The organism is Psychrobacter sanguinis (assembly GCF_020736705.1).
GTDB lineage: Bacteria > Pseudomonadota > Gammaproteobacteria > Pseudomonadales > Moraxellaceae > Psychrobacter > Psychrobacter sanguinis.
On record NZ_CP085990.1, the window covers coordinates 1,140,253 to 1,154,683 of the forward strand.

Genomic DNA, 14,431 nt, shown 5'->3' on the forward strand with positions numbered 1-14,431 from the left:
CAGTATTTATTATAATCTGTTTTTTTAACTATAATCACTTACATTAGTCAGTTATAGAGTGTCCTTATGTCCAACTACTACCAAAATTTTGTTCTGAGCCTAACTCAACAACCAACCGAACAAGAATGGCTTGAGTTTAAGCATAACTTTCATAGCCCTGAAGAGGTCGGCAAGCGTATATCTGCGCTTGCCAATGGCGCGTGTTTGGTTGGAAAGAAATTCGGCTATTTGGTGTTTGGTGTAGAAGACGGCACGCATCACATTGTGGGTACAAGTTTTAGCCCAAAAATAAAAAAAGCCAAAGGCAACGAAAACTTAGAGCATTGGCTGGTTAGCCGTTTAAGCCCTAAGATTCATTTTACCATTCATGAGCTACAGGTTGATGATAAAGCGGTAGTGCTGTTTGAGATCCCAGCAGCCACAGATACGCCCATCAGCTTTTTGCATGAGCCTTATATTCGTATTGGTAGTCTAACTAAACCACTTAAGCATTATCCCGATCAAAGCCGTAAGCTATGGCAAAATCAAGCGGATGATTGGAGTGCTGAGATTTGCCATGAGGCAACACTTGAAGATCTTGACTCTAAAGCCATCGCTGTTGCTAGACAAGTCTTTGCTGATAAAAACAAGCGTTTGACTGAGGATCTCCAAGGATGGGATGACATCACCTTTTTAAATAAAGCCAAAATTACTATTCGTGGTCAGATCACCAATACAGCGATTATTTTATTGGGACGTTATGAATCCACGTATTTTTTAAGCCCAGCGCAAGCACATATTACTTGGATTCTGAAGGGTGTTGATGGTATTGAAAAAGACTATCAACATTTTGAGCCACCGTTTTTGTTAGCCTTGAACGAGGTTTATAAAAAAATTCGCAATCTAAATTACCGCTATATGCCTGCTGGTACGCTGTTCCCTGAAGAGGTGCAGCAGTACGACCCCTATATCATCCGTGAAGCATTAAGTAATGCCATTGGTCATCAAGACTATCGTCTTGGTGGACGCATTACGGTGGTTGAAAAAGAAGACTCGACACTGATTTTTCAAAATAGTGGTGAGTTCATTCCTAAGACCATCGAGAAAGTCTTGCTACAAGATGCGCCTGAAGCGAGCTATCATAATCCATTTTTAGTTAATGCTATGGTTAGTCTAAATATGATGGACACCATTGGTAGTGGTATCAAAAAAATGTATCAGATTCAGTACAAGCGCTTTTTCCCTTTGCCAGATTATGACTTATCAGACAATAGAGTGCGAGTGAAGTTCACCGGTAAAGTACTGGATCAAGAGTACGCTAAGCAATTAGCGCAAGTTGATAATCTGTCATTACATGACATTATGTCACTTGATAGATTACAAAAAGGGCAATCAATCACTGAAGACGAAGCTGACACATTGCGCAAAAAATCACTGATAGAAGGGCGCAAAAACAACTATATGATCGCCGCTGATGTTGCGAGGCATACGGAGCAGCAGGCGGAGTATATGCAGATGCGTGGTTTGGATGACATGCATTATCAGGGACTAATTATTGGATATCTTCAATCTTTCCAAAAAGGTAAGCTTAGTGACTTTGAAAAAATGCTTGATAACAAGTTACCTCAAGTGTTGGCTAAAGATCAACGTAAAAATCGAGTTCGTTATATCTTACAGAAAATGCGTAAAGAAGGCTTAGTCGTTTCTAAAGATAGAGTGTGGTATCTTCCTCATAGCTAAAGATAGCTAAAGATAGCTAAAGATAGCTAAAGATAGCTAAAGATAGCTAAAGATAGCCAAAAAATAAGCCACACTACGCGGCTTATTTTCATAGGCTCAATGAAATCGAGCAGCTATCTTGCTCTCAATCCACAGGCCAACCTCACTTTCAACCCATGCCACGCGTCCCCTTGATAGCTTCACCTGAACAGGAAAGGTGGGGTCATAACGATTTGATCTTTTATCAAGCATGTCGTAAATCGTTGTGCTGCTAAGCCCTGTATAATGTATGACTTGCTTTAGCGGCAGCATGCGAGGTATCTGATGTATGCTTGGTATTGATGTGTTTTCCTGAGTGTTTCCGTTTAACTGTTCCATGACTAGCTCCTGATAAGCGAATGAGAGCGTCTGCTCTCATATACTTACCGAGTCCTATATTTTTTTACTGCATCCTATGCAGTCCGATGATTATACCAATTCCACAAAATAATATACAATATAATCAACTCAACAACATAATAGAATCATATGCCGAAAAAGACCCCTAGAAATCATAAACTCACAGACCACGATTTTCTGCAACTATCTAAAACAGAAGGCAATGCCAGAGCGCGAATCAGACTACTCATGCTGCATCAACTGAGTCAAGGTCATCCTATAGCGACCGTAGCAGAGAACTTTGGCTATAACCCTAGAGGCGTCTATACCATAAGAAGGAAATACTGGTTGCATGGTATCACTAGTGTCTATGACGCAGCTGGCAGAGGCAGAAAGAGTCTTTTAGCAGAAAAAGACATAGAACCATTCAAACAAGCGATAGTAGAAGCTCAGCAGCAAAGAGGTGGTGGTAGGCTCACGGCAAAAGACATCGCACAAATCGCCAAGGAACAATTTAACGCCAACTATACCCCTAAAGCGATCTATCCTCTCATGAAACGTATTGGTATGAGCTGGATATCTGCGCGTAGTCAGCATCCTAAGGCAGATCCTAAAGTCATGGAGGCATATAAAAAAACTTCCTTGAGCAGGTAAAGCAAGTTCTACCTGATGGTGTTGATATCAAGCAAGTTGATATATGGTTTCAGGATGAAACACGTATTGGCCAACAAGGCTCTATCACAAGGGTTTGGCACTATAAAGGACAAAGACCTCGAGTCGTCAGGCAACAGCAGTTTGAATCGACTTATCTATTTGGTGCCTTTAATCCGGCGACAGGTGAGAGTGTTGGACTTGTTCTACCTTATGTGAATAAGCAAGCCATGGCATTGCATATGGAGGAAATCAGTAAAGCTGTTCCTGAAGGTCGGCATGCCGTGGTGGTTATGGATGGGGCGCTATGGCACCAACCAAGTTTGGATCAAGACAATGTGACCATGCTTAAATTGCCTCCCTACTCACCTGAGCTTAACCCTGCTGAACAGGTATGGCAGTACCTTAAACAGCATTGGTTATCTAATCGCTGTTTTGAGAGTTATGATGCGATTGTCGATGCGGCATGTGACGCTTGGAATGCATTGTGTAATGAGACTAACTTAATTAGGTCTATCACTCAGCGGGAGTGGTGCGACTTGAGTGTTATTTTTTAGAATTGGTATTAGACTTAACTGAGACAATAAAAAAAGGAGCTGAATCATCAGCTCCTTTTTATGTCGTGCTTTTTACTTATATTACTCAACTTACAGCGGTCACACTTTGCCGTAGCCCTTGCTCAATGCTGCTCAAGCGATTAGTCGCTAAGCCATTCTGTAAGCGTCCTTGCTCCTGTTGGTTTTGGTTAGCATCACTGCTCTCAACTGGATAAAACTCGTCCACGACTGCAAACACCTCATCAATATCAATCTCAAAGCATGAGTTCACATAGCCACGCTTTGCCGCTGCTTCTAACGCCGCTTGATCAAAGCCATGTTCACTAAGCTCCGTATCAATGGCTTTCGCATTGGACACGGCATCTTTAAGCGTCACACCATCACGCAATGTCAAATCTACAAAGTAAATCGGCGTCCGATAGCTTTGCGTGGTGCTTTTACCGCGTAGGGTTAATTGCAGTGGCAAACAGGATAGCTTATTGCCCGATACTGCGGCAAAGTAGCTCAATCTTGCTGCAAGCGTTCGAATACTATTAAAGCCAGTCGTGCGAAAGATAAACGTACCCAGCTCATCGTCCTCAGAGAGATTGGTGTACAGTCTGCCATACGGCTTACAAGCACCGCCTTGTGCCAGTGTACAGCGATCAGGGGATGGACATGGTAATTGCTCGACACCATTGCCTGTTCTGCGCTGACACTGCTCACCGTCACCCACACATAGTGGACGTCCAGTTTGACGATCGAACAAGGTGTATTCAGCTCGCAGGTTTAGCTCAGGATCATTAAACAGCATGCGTACAGGGATTTGTCTGAGCTTATCCATTTTGCTTTTACGTAGCTTTTCATCAAGTGGATGATTGATCCAGCCCTCCTTATTCTGTATTTGGCTGGTGATAGTGAATTGATCGTCTTTGGCAGGCAGACGTTTGCCATCTTTTATAATGACGCGTCCAATGCTAATACGTCCTAGAACGGGCGGGGTGATGGTGAGACCTTTAATCATGGTGTTATTCCTTATGGGTTTAATAAAGTGTGTTTAGCTATAAAAAATCCCACTTGTGAGGGTGGGCTTTTATGCATTGGCTTTCGGTATTTATGTGATGTGTTGATCGGTTGGATAGATACTTAGTCGGTTAGAATGACAAAGCGTCTACTGCCTTGCTTGGTTTTACTAAATTGCACGAGTAATTCAGGATGAGCTTTGATAATGGCTTTGCTGTCAAGGCCAATGCTGTCCTTAGAGCGCTTCCATGAGATCGCACCACTCAAGAATACAGCCACTTCATTATCTGCAATCAGCGTTTGCAGCTGATGCTTGATCTGGTCATGTCGCTGCTCGGCCTCTTGCATAGCGTCGCGATAGCTAAGCAGCTTACCAAACAGCTTGTTAGCACCGTCATCGTTTCGTAGATCGACCTTGCTTGAGGGCTTAGGGGTGGGATAAAGCTGCTTTATTGCTCGTGCAGAAGATTCTGAATGATCAGGCGTTGGCGGGGTGTCTGTTGCTACGTACTGCCAGAACAGACGCTCCTGCTCGATGATCGACTCAATCAAGCGCTCATCACGCTCAACCTCATAAATCTTAGCTTCGTGACCACAAAGTAGCACGCAGATATGCGCCGCAGTTTTACCTGTCACTGCCAATTGATGTTGTACTTGGCAGGTGACATATAACGGCACGCCATGCTTCCATAACTTAGCGCCATGCTCACCAGCGGTTTTACACTCTAAAATCTGTACCTCGTCACTACCCGTGATGGCATAGTCTAAATTCGCGAGCATAAAGGCTTTGTCAGGCTCAGGATGCTGTAAGATGGCATTGACGCGGCGTACCTTATTGCCTGTATGCTCTTGATAGAATTTTGCCACCATTGGCTCAAGCGTATTGCCCCAGTACAGTGGCGCATACCCTTCAATACCATTTGCCTGATCATCGATGTCTAAGGTCATGCGTCCCGTCTTAATCATCCATAGCTCAAGTATGGACAAATACGGATGAATACCACAAGCTGCTGCGGCATCAGAGCTGCCAATGCCTTGCTTTCGAAATCGTAGCCAGTCCTCACGACTGAGATCTTTGGTATTGACCAAACGTTTAGCAGATACTGATTGACTAGTGGTGGATGGTTTAACTGTTTTGTCCTTTCTGTTAGGTATATTATCTATAGCAGTTTTAGCCTTCAGGTTTGCTTTAGCGCTAACCGTTGCACGTTTAGTTTGTCTTGGCTGAGTGCTATTATTTAATGCGATCATAGTCATAGTAAATTCCTTTGATAAAGTGTTTATAGATTTGCAGTTGTTGATACAGTGATGACAAACAACAGGCATAAAAAAACCACGCCCTGAAGCGTGGTTTAATGGGTTACATGTACTAAGATCTTTTAAGCAATCAGTGCAAAGGCTTCCTCTAAGCTTTTGTCTTTAAGCTTTGCCCCAGCCCCAAACCAAGCGGAGTCTAATCTGTGGTCGGTTGACATGGCTCTACGCTCATGATCAACGAACTCTGTCATCGCGCATAGTAGCCCGTAAGCGGTATCACGCGCTGCATCCAGATCCGCACCGCGACCTTGACCGTTAAACATGCTCATCACTTGATTCATTGCCTTCGCATTGGGCATAGCATCTTTCTCCCTCTTAGCACGGTTAAACAGAATGATGTCATTGTCCTGATCATTGAACACTCGGTTCAGATAATTAGCCGCTTGTGCCTGAGTGACACGGCGCTGACTTAACTGCTTCATCTGATACATATGCTCATCCCATTGTTTAACAGAGATGCCCAATTGCTGCTTCACTCTGTCGCCATCGAATGAGGTGCTGTGTGGTACTTTCACCACACCACCGCTGCCATTAGCGAGGCTAATCGCTAAGGTGTTATTACAGACCACACGGATGGAGGTGAACTGTGCTGTGGTCGCCAGAGTCCCGTCACACGCCGTTGCGAGTAACAAGTACCCATTACTGACATCACCGCCTTTAAGCGTTGCTGACTGACCTGTACGGGCCAATGCCCACATCTTTCGACCACCCTTTAGAACACCAGCCGTCTCAAGCTCAAAGTCAGACTGCTCGGTGAGATCCCGATAGAATTCTAATATCTCGCGTGGTTGAACTTCTTGGTAACGCTGACTGACGACTGACAATGGCTCAAGCGTGTCAGAGCGATACAACACCTTGTTATTATCAAAGGGCAAGATCAGGCTTTGACCTTTATCATTGTTTGCCATGTAGCTGACATCGGATGATTCGATACGCCAGTCCATACCAGCCTCCTTTGCCCAGACCTCGATAGGTTGATTCTTAGGCAACTGATTACCGAGACCGTGCCAAGGGGTCTCGCCAACGTATGCCATGTTTTCGATTAAATGTGCCATGAGAGTATTTCCTGTATTAATAAGTGAAGTTGAGGCTTAAACAAATGGATAGAACACCGTGAAGACTTGATTGCAGTTCTCACAGCGATAAGGCTGTTGCACCAAGGGTAATGACCCATAATTAGACTTAAGATATTGGAAAGTAACGATAAGCGTCATGCCCATTACTACTTTGATAAGCGGGTGAACTTCTAGCGACTGGCATAGCTCGCGAGCAGCACCTTTCAGTACAGCAGAGCTCAATTGCTGATCAACAGCTTGCTCAGCAGCAGCATCAGATAATTTACAAACAGAAGACGCGTGACAGTATGGACAAACTACTTTCATAAGGACTCCTTTATTAACGGCATAAAAAAGGTCTGTACAAAGCAGACCTTTAATGGTTAGAAGGGATGGGTATTAAGACAGTAATGCTAGATCTCATGACAGTAGTATGTATTTGAAATTAGTTTGCTATGGGTGGTAAACCTCGACGCTTAGCCGTTCTATAAATGCCATGACCAAAGGTGCGCATGCTAGGCAGCCAGACTTTTAAGTGCTGACCCACCTTGTCAGGTTTGGTTAAGTAGAGGGCAGTACAGACCGCATTTTCTACCTGCTGTGGGTTATCACGATGAATCATACCAATGCCTAAGCGATCATTTATCTGATACTTTTGCTTCCGCTCAGTACTGTGATAATTATAATAAGCTCCTGTACCATTCGTGATTTCCTGCCACTTCTCACCTACCTCTTTAGCTATAAACCAATCATTTTGTCTTTCCGATCCATCGTAGATTAGTAGTAAGTGACAATGAAGACCTCCGTTCTCATACCCTTGCTCCAACGCCCACGCGTTGCCTTGCAAATGTGCAAAGCAAGTTTGCTTGTTACTAATTAGCTCTCTAAGCTTAGACATGTGACGATTAAAATCCTCAATGGTCACAGTATGACTATTTTCTTGTGAGTATTTTAAATCAATACGAACGAATAGTAGTTTTGAATAGTGATTAATCAAGTTTCTAACGTAACTCTCAAGATTCTTTCTATTCTGGCCCTCCTGATATCGCCAAGCGTTATATTCAAGTTCTATCGTGCTTCTGTAGCACGATAGATTGATAATGAATTGTTGTGTCCTATTATGATCCCAAATGATATCAGACGGATATGAATCACCAACAATAGCATCGGTACTGTAGACAAATGCATCGATGGTCTGTGAGTAAAAGAAATCAGGATTTAGACTTTCCATGAAGGGACGATATAACGCATTCAAACGATTCTTAATATCGTCAAAATTGACAGTTTGGAATACGACGTCTCTAACGAGCTTATCGATGTTGTCAATAAGTTGTGATTGGTTAATGAGTGAATATGACATGAGTGTGCTCCGTTGATATTTATGTTGTTGTACATAAATATCAACCAAGTCTGTATTTTCTTACTCATGAATATTGAGTAGTAATTATTAATATTATTAATAATATAAATAACCAACTAAGAATGAGGGCATCGTTCATTTTTTTCGTCGTGTGCTTGGTAGTTGCCATTTAAACTTTATAGTAAATTGTCGTCAGGGTTCAGGTTTGTGTCGAAATGGAGTTAGCAGATAGGGTTACAAAATGTATCGTATAGTGTCTGTGTTTAGTGGTGTGATAACCCGATCCAACTTACGTATATAGCCCTTAAACGAAGTGGTGATGTGAGGAACAAGACTATCTAAATTTAGTGCTAGAACAAGGGTTAAACTCGATGTATAGTTAAGACGACAAGATGAAAGCCAAAATACAGTTTATTTTAAGCTAAAAAAAGGGAATAAGACTGCTCACACCCCTATATTAGGGAGTTTGTATGTAGTTAAAACATAGTTTTTTTCTACTAATATGGACTTTTATACCACTTTTTATGATCTTTTTTATAGGGGTTTTGATATGCAAGACGACTTTGACGATGCTGATGACGATGACGATGACGATGACGACTTTGATGACGACGACGATGACACATATATTAATGGTGAGATTTACGAATCATCTATTTATGAAGAAGATACTTCACTTATACAAAATGAAAATTCAGATGCAAAATTGGTTACTGCGAACTCCACTAACGCAGATTTCATCAAGAGTGATGGCCAGTCAAATTTTGAACCCATTTATGAGGTGGTAAATAAGGCTAATATATACTACTTAGCTAATCAACTTAAGTTTAATGCTGACTCTAATATTCATTACCAAAAACGTAATAGAGAAGCATTAGACAATTTTTTCAAAGTGATTGAACGCTTGAATCATGATGAGTGTAAGAGCTTGGTATTTGCGCATAATATGTATGAGCAGAATTCATCAGATAATATTGAGATTAGTGAGCTGGCTTTTAAATCACAATTAGTAAATATATTCAAATCTAAGCAATACCCAATTCAGTACTTAGTAAGCATCCGACCACCCCCTATTGCGGTGGCACCCAGCGATGAGGTAACAACTCATCCAGATCCTCTTGAGTAGGCAGGCGTCTTAGCACGTCTGTCAAATAAGCAGACACATCCAAACCATTTAAGCGAGCTGACTGAATGATTGACATAATATTCGCAGCCCGCTGCCCACTTCGCAGCGAACCGGCAAACAACCAGTTTTTACGCCCAAGTGCCCACGGACGCATCTGATTCTCCGCCCAATTATTATCAATCGGCAGCCTGCCATCATCTAGATACTGAGTCAGCGCCTGCCAACGTTTCAGGCAATAATCCATCGCCTTACTAATACTGGCATTTTTAGTGGTTAACTGCCTTTTTTCTTGTAACCATTGGTGCAGCTTATCGGCAATCGGTTTGGCTTTTTCTTGCCTGATTTGCCGAACTATTTGGGGATCTCTTGGTATTGGAGGTGTATTTTTTTCAAATCGCTCATCAATCTCACGTTCAACAGCATACAACTGCCTAAATAACGTTAATGCCTCAATGCTCACGATACTTTGCCCAGTGACATGCAGTTCATGAAACTTACGCCGTGCATGAGCCAGACAACCGATTTCAGTCACACCTTGATGAAATAAGAACTTATACCCGCTGTAATCATCGCAAACCAGCTTACCGCGCCACTTATCTAAAAAGGCTTTAGGGTGCTCATTACGACGACTTTCGGCAAAGTCATAGACCACCGCTTTTAATGAGTTGTGCTGTGGCGTAAGATACGCCCAGACATAGCCTTTTTTTAATGATTTACCACCTACCTTTACATGGTTCTTCATGATAGATACCGGGGTTTCATCGGCATGTAAGATAGGCTCAGACAGTAATAGTTCATGCAAGCGACTGACTAAAGGCTCAAGGGCGACGCCGCAGCGTCCTACCCAATCTGCCATAGTAGCATCGGGGATATTTACCCCACTTCGCTGATAGATAATATTCTGCCGATATAGCGGCTGATGGTCTGCATATTTGCTAATAAGGATGTGTGCAAGCAGCTCTGGGGTGGCGATGCTTTTGTTAATAATCTGCTTGGGGGTAGCCGCTTGATGAATGATGTCACACTCACGGCATACCCATTTAGGGTAGATGTGACGCTCAATATAAAACTGCTTAGGGATAATGCCAAGTTTGTCTTGTTTATCCTCCCCAATTCGCTTCATTTGACAGCCGCAGTCACAGACGGTGGTAAGTGGTTCATGAACCTGGGTTTTCACCTCAAGGTTGTCAGGAATCACTGTGTATTTAGCACGCTTTGTTTTTTTAGGCTGATCAGTAGCTGAAGCTGGCAGCTCATCTGTGCTCTCTTTGACGGCTTTAAGCTCACCCTGATCAATGAGGGTTTCTGCCTGAGTAAGTTCAATAGCAGGCAGCTTGGCAAGCTCATCTTGGCTTAAGCCGCTAAGGTATTCATCTCGGATTTGTTCAAGCTGCGCTAAGTCCTCTTGCGCCGCCTCATAGTTTAAGTGGGTTTGTCTGTCAGTGATGCCTTCGCTTTTTTGTCCATAGAGCCGGTGAATAAGCCGCTTTTGTTTTTCGATGAGTTCAAGCACTTGTTCATACAGCTTGTGGTTTTCTTCAACCACTTGGTTAAAAAGCTGCTGTAGTTGATCGTGACTTGTATTTGTTTGATCAATTTGTTGCTGCAGGTGCTCATTACGCTGTTCAAGCAGGTGGATTTTCACCAGAAGCTCGGCGTAAGTGGGGTCTTTTGATAAGTCGGATAAGTTGGCAACAGTCATGGCGATATGTTGCCAGAGTTTTATTTGCCTGTCATCTGCTATTTATAGGATGGGGGTTAATTTATCTTTGCCCATGTTACGCCAAGGCAGTCCACTGATTAAGGCATTAAATTGTTCACGGTTGATGCTGATACCAGTCTGAGTGGTGGTGAGCGGCTTGGTTAAGCCATGAAATTTATTGTCATCGAGCTGACGGCTACAAAGCCATACGCCAAGCCCATCATGAATGAATACTTTTAGGCGTGTGCCTGCTTTGTTGTAAAACAGGTAGGCACAGTGAGGGCGAATGCTTTGGTGTTCGGTGATGATGTGGGCCAGTAGTTTGCCACTACCACATCGCATGTCCATAGGTGCGGTGGATAGCCAGATGTGAGTGATGGGTATCATTGCAGTCCTCGTAGTAGGTCAATCAAACTTTGAGTGTCTATTTGGCTAATGTTGAGGCTTATCGCCCCAGATGCTCGAGCTGTGATTTGCAGTTTGATGTTCTTTATGACGGAGGCTGAGCCTAGATGCGTGATTCCAGGCTCAAGATGAATTGGAATAAAGTGCGGGTTTGGATCATGAGGACTGTTTATAGCACCAGGTAATGTGTCAGCTTGAGTCTGCGTGCGCTGATACTGGCGTTTCCAGTTATGTAGAAGGTTTTGGTTAATGCCATGCTCTCGGGCAATGCTGGCAATTGATCGACCTGAGTCTGTCGCTTCTTTTACTAAAAGTGCTTTAAACTCGCCGCTGTAAGTTCTGCGTTTGGGCTTATTAGGGGGTTGTGTTGTCATGTTAGTGTCCACGATTATTTGTTCGTGGACACTATCTCGCATTTTTTAATAGAAAAAAAGATGGGATGGTCGGATGCTTACAGTACTTAACCGAGTTGATGTGTTTTAAAAACAATAATCAACTACCAGATAGTTTGCTAGGATGGATAAGAGAAGATCTCCGTAGTGCTCTGCACATCGCTTATCTAGTCCGTGATACTCTACATAATAAAGCTTTGGTTGGAGATAAGGAGCTAGTTCCTTACATTTCAAATTACTTGAAATATGAGGTCAATCATTTCAACAACACCCATATCAACTTTCCAAATTATGCAAACGATGTATATCTAAACAAACATCAGTTGATAGGCAAAATTGAAACAGTTAAGTCCCACTATTTTAAAAATCGTACTGACAGGGAAATAAAGTGGCTTAAGGGTGATGACAGCGATCAAATTGAATGGGCTTATAACTATCTAAGCTCAGACAAGAGAGACTATCTTGTGCTTCATAAGATATTCATACCCGTCTCTTTGGAAGACAAATACAATTTAATTTTGGCTAGTCTAGATGTTCTATCAAACGTAGATTACACTTATGAAATCTTTACTAAAAATATAGATACAAGTGACCCTAACTTTGATTTCAAGCCGATACCAGTAATATCATATAGAGCTAAAGTCATAGAGAACATGAAAGACGCTTGGGTTAAACTTTCAGCGAGCAGTAAGAACGAAGATCTAAGCCAAATAAAGATTTATAAAAAAGATCAAGATCTACTGGACTCTATTATGAAAGCAGAAGGAACCACTTCTGCCTCAAAAGTTGTAGGTCAGTTGATTAAAGATAAATATGACAGAATCTCTAATAAGAAATAGATGGTTCTAGTATGTAAAACTACTTTATTTGATATCGTATTTTTAACAACTAACGTTGTAAGAATGAGTTATTGTAATAGCTTCTGCAGCTCTATCTTCGTCATACCTTTATTAATGAGCGCTTGAATAAGGTCTCGTTTATCGATTGCTTCAAGACCATCATATTGATAGTTATTTAACGAACTCTCAATCTGCTGCCGCGCTGTCTGAAAGTCTACAATTTCGCCTTTATCTCTCAATAAGTCTAAAAAGTCAGCCCATACTTGCATGATTTTGCGACGCTCCTCTAAGTGCTGTGCGTGGTTATAAACTGCGCGAATGCTACTTTTTTTATCATGTGCCATTTGCTTTTCGATGGCATCTCCCATATAGCCAAGCTCGTTTAGATTAGTGGATGCGATATGACGAAAACCGTGTCCGGTCTGTCTACCAGCATATCCTAATATATCTAGGGCGTTATTAATGAATTCTTCGCTGTACGGCTGATGCATGCCAGTGTGATAGAACACGTATTCATATTGTCCTGTGATGGGTCTCATCTCTTCTAATATGGTTAGCATCTGATCTGATAGTGGTACGACATGCTTACGCGCAATTTTAAGATTGTCGATATCAACACGCCATAAACGGTTAGGGAAGTCGATATGCTCCCATTTCATCATACGTAGCTCGATAGTACGACAGAATGAATAAGCTAGAAACTTCATGCCCAATCGAGTCTGTTCATGACCATGATAGCCTTCAATATCTTGTAAGAGCTTAGGTAACTCACTAAGCTCAACGTGTTTCATGTGCTTAGTCTTCGCTTTTGGGTACAGCTCTTTTAAACCTTCTGTATGGTTTACCTCAATTAGGCGTTCTCTCTTAGCTCTTTTAAGAATATTGCCAGCAAGATCAATAGTGCGTCTGGTTACTTCTCGTGGTGGTGTTCCCTTTTCAGCTCTACTTTCAATGTTATCTGCCATCGACTTACAATCTTCAAATGTCACATCTTTTAAAGCGATACCTTTAAAGCTCGGTAGCACGTCTTTGTGCATTCGATTGTAGTCTTGCTGATAGGTACGAGGCTTTACGTTTCGTTCACGTTCTTCTAACCACTCAAGCGCATAGTCATTGAACATTTTAGCTTGCTCGTTCGCAAGCTTATCTTGACGTTTTTTATTCTTTGGATTTACGCCATTAGCTACTAAAGCCTTAATATCAGAGTTAGCTACTCTAGCTTCTGCTAAGCTCATCTGCGGATATGTGCCTAAAGTAGTCTTCTGCTGCTTACCATCGAAGCGATAAGCACTTACCCATGTTCGAGTGCCTGAGCTACGTACCAGTAATTGTAAGCCTTGTTGATCGCTATATTTATCTGGACGAGAAGGGGTGCATTTATCAGTTGGCTTAAGCTTACGGATCTTACTATCACTTAACATGTTGGTCTATTTCCTATACCTACGAGCTATATGTTTAAAGCGTTAAGACAATTATGTTGGTCTAAGACTTATAAAACTAGATAGAATGTTGGTCTAATTGAGGTGTATATGAATAATAGACCAACGAATAGACCAACACAAGCCACGGGATAGGTGGGTTATGTTAGGATAGATTGGAAAAACAGCAGACATAAAAAAAACGCTAGACGCGTTATTTATAAAGGTTTTAAGCAGTGTTTGGGATAGGGTAGGACAAGATAGGAAAACTAGATTTTTATAAGATTGGCGGTGAAGGAGGGATTCGAACCCTCGATACGCTATTAACGTATACACACTTTCCAGGCGTGCGCTTTCGACCACTCAGCCACTTCACCGTTTTGAAGGCGTACAGTATACCTAAAGGCAAGGCAAATGTCATCTTTGCGGAGTGTATTTAATCACTTATACCGCTTAATTACGCCTGACGTCAATTAGTGACGCTTATTGATTATAAATGCTTTACAGCGACAACGCCCATTGTTAGCATAA

The 14,431-nt window shown here is 42.2% G+C and carries 15 protein-coding genes and 1 tRNA gene; 5 read left to right on the forward strand and 11 right to left on the reverse strand.

All coding sequences use genetic code 11. From position 1 onward, the window contains the following. Window positions 1-66: 66 nt before the first annotated feature. Window positions 67-1,719, forward strand: a complete 1,653-nt coding sequence (locus LK453_RS04780) for an RNA-binding domain-containing protein (RefSeq protein WP_201536280.1) — start codon at window positions 67-69, stop codon at window positions 1,717-1,719. Between the two features lie 96 nt (window positions 1,720-1,815). Here the strand turns inward: LK453_RS04780 and LK453_RS04785 are convergent, their stop codons facing one another. Beyond that, entirely contained in the window at window positions 1,816-2,076 is a 261-nt protein-coding gene (locus LK453_RS04785; RefSeq protein WP_201536277.1) for a helix-turn-helix transcriptional regulator, read from the reverse strand. Window positions 2,077-2,226: 150 nt separating this feature from the next. Between LK453_RS04785 and LK453_RS04790 the strand changes: the two genes are divergently transcribed. Next, window positions 2,227-2,730 (forward strand): winged helix-turn-helix domain-containing protein, encoded by a 504-nt coding sequence (locus tag LK453_RS04790; protein ID WP_227954005.1) that lies wholly within the window; start codon window positions 2,227-2,229, stop codon window positions 2,728-2,730. A 41-nt stretch (window positions 2,731-2,771) separates the two neighbouring features. Next, the gene (locus LK453_RS04795; protein WP_322746167.1) at window positions 2,772-3,284 is read left to right on the forward strand and encodes an IS630 family transposase; all 513 of its coding nucleotides are present in this window, start codon (window positions 2,772-2,774) and stop codon (window positions 3,282-3,284) included. Window positions 3,285-3,369: 85 nt separating this feature from the next. On the opposite strand, the gene LK453_RS04800 is transcribed toward LK453_RS04795, so the two are convergent. From LK453_RS04800 to LK453_RS04820, 5 genes are all read right to left on the reverse strand, one after another. Then, a complete protein-coding gene (locus LK453_RS04800; protein ID WP_201536274.1) occupies window positions 3,370-4,287 on the reverse strand; it encodes a recombination directionality factor in 918 nt (305 codons plus the stop codon). Between the two features lie 122 nt (window positions 4,288-4,409). Continuing rightward, complete coding sequence (locus tag LK453_RS04805; protein WP_201536271.1) at window positions 4,410-5,543, reverse strand: YqaJ viral recombinase family nuclease; 1,134 nt, start codon at window positions 5,541-5,543, stop codon at window positions 4,410-4,412. Window positions 5,544-5,665: 122 nt separating this feature from the next. After that, entirely contained in the window at window positions 5,666-6,658 is a 993-nt protein-coding gene (locus tag LK453_RS04810) for a DUF932 domain-containing protein (protein ID WP_201536268.1), read from the reverse strand. Window positions 6,659-6,694: 36 nt separating this feature from the next. Then, complete coding sequence (locus tag LK453_RS04815) at window positions 6,695-6,985, reverse strand: hypothetical protein (protein ID WP_201536265.1); 291 nt, start codon at window positions 6,983-6,985, stop codon at window positions 6,695-6,697. 118 nt (window positions 6,986-7,103) lie between these two features. Beyond that, on the reverse strand, window positions 7,104-8,018 hold the full coding sequence (locus LK453_RS04820) for a YagK/YfjJ domain-containing protein (protein ID WP_201536262.1): 915 nt from the start codon (window positions 8,016-8,018) through the stop codon (window positions 7,104-7,106). Between the two features lie 550 nt (window positions 8,019-8,568). Between LK453_RS04820 and LK453_RS04825 the strand changes: the two genes are divergently transcribed. After that, window positions 8,569-9,144 (forward strand): hypothetical protein, encoded by a 576-nt coding sequence (locus LK453_RS04825; protein ID WP_201542278.1) that lies wholly within the window; start codon window positions 8,569-8,571, stop codon window positions 9,142-9,144. On the opposite strand, the gene tnpC is transcribed toward LK453_RS04825, so the two are convergent. Genes tnpC through LK453_RS04840 form a run of 3 tightly spaced genes read right to left on the reverse strand, consistent with a single transcriptional unit; the run spans window position 9,089 to window position 11,625 of the window. Continuing rightward, window positions 9,089-10,846 carry an IS66 family transposase gene (gene tnpC, locus LK453_RS04830; protein ID WP_227945138.1) on the reverse strand — a complete coding sequence of 586 codons (1,758 nt, stop codon included), beginning with the start codon at window positions 10,844-10,846 and terminating at the stop codon, window positions 9,089-9,091. The two genes, LK453_RS04825 and tnpC, sit on opposite strands and share 56 nt — an antisense overlap. A gap of 42 nt (window positions 10,847-10,888) precedes the next feature. After that, the gene (tnpB, locus tag LK453_RS04835; protein WP_227953988.1) at window positions 10,889-11,233 is read right to left on the reverse strand and encodes an IS66 family insertion sequence element accessory protein TnpB; all 345 of its coding nucleotides are present in this window, start codon (window positions 11,231-11,233) and stop codon (window positions 10,889-10,891) included. Beyond that, window positions 11,230-11,625, reverse strand: coding sequence for a transposase (locus LK453_RS04840; RefSeq protein WP_201535522.1), 396 nt, complete (start codon window positions 11,623-11,625; stop codon window positions 11,230-11,232). The genes tnpB and LK453_RS04840 overlap by 4 nt, the downstream gene beginning before the upstream one ends. A gap of 98 nt (window positions 11,626-11,723) precedes the next feature. Between LK453_RS04840 and LK453_RS04845 the strand changes: the two genes are divergently transcribed. After that, a complete protein-coding gene (locus LK453_RS04845; protein WP_227954067.1) occupies window positions 11,724-12,482 on the forward strand; it encodes a hypothetical protein in 759 nt (252 codons plus the stop codon). Between the two features lie 68 nt (window positions 12,483-12,550). Here the strand turns inward: LK453_RS04845 and LK453_RS04850 are convergent, their stop codons facing one another. After that, window positions 12,551-13,903 (reverse strand): tyrosine-type recombinase/integrase, encoded by a 1,353-nt coding sequence (locus tag LK453_RS04850; protein WP_201536255.1) that lies wholly within the window; start codon window positions 13,901-13,903, stop codon window positions 12,551-12,553. 283 nt (window positions 13,904-14,186) lie between these two features. Beyond that, window positions 14,187-14,277 (reverse strand) — tRNA-Ser (locus LK453_RS04855). Between the last annotated feature and the right edge of the window lie 154 nt (window positions 14,278-14,431).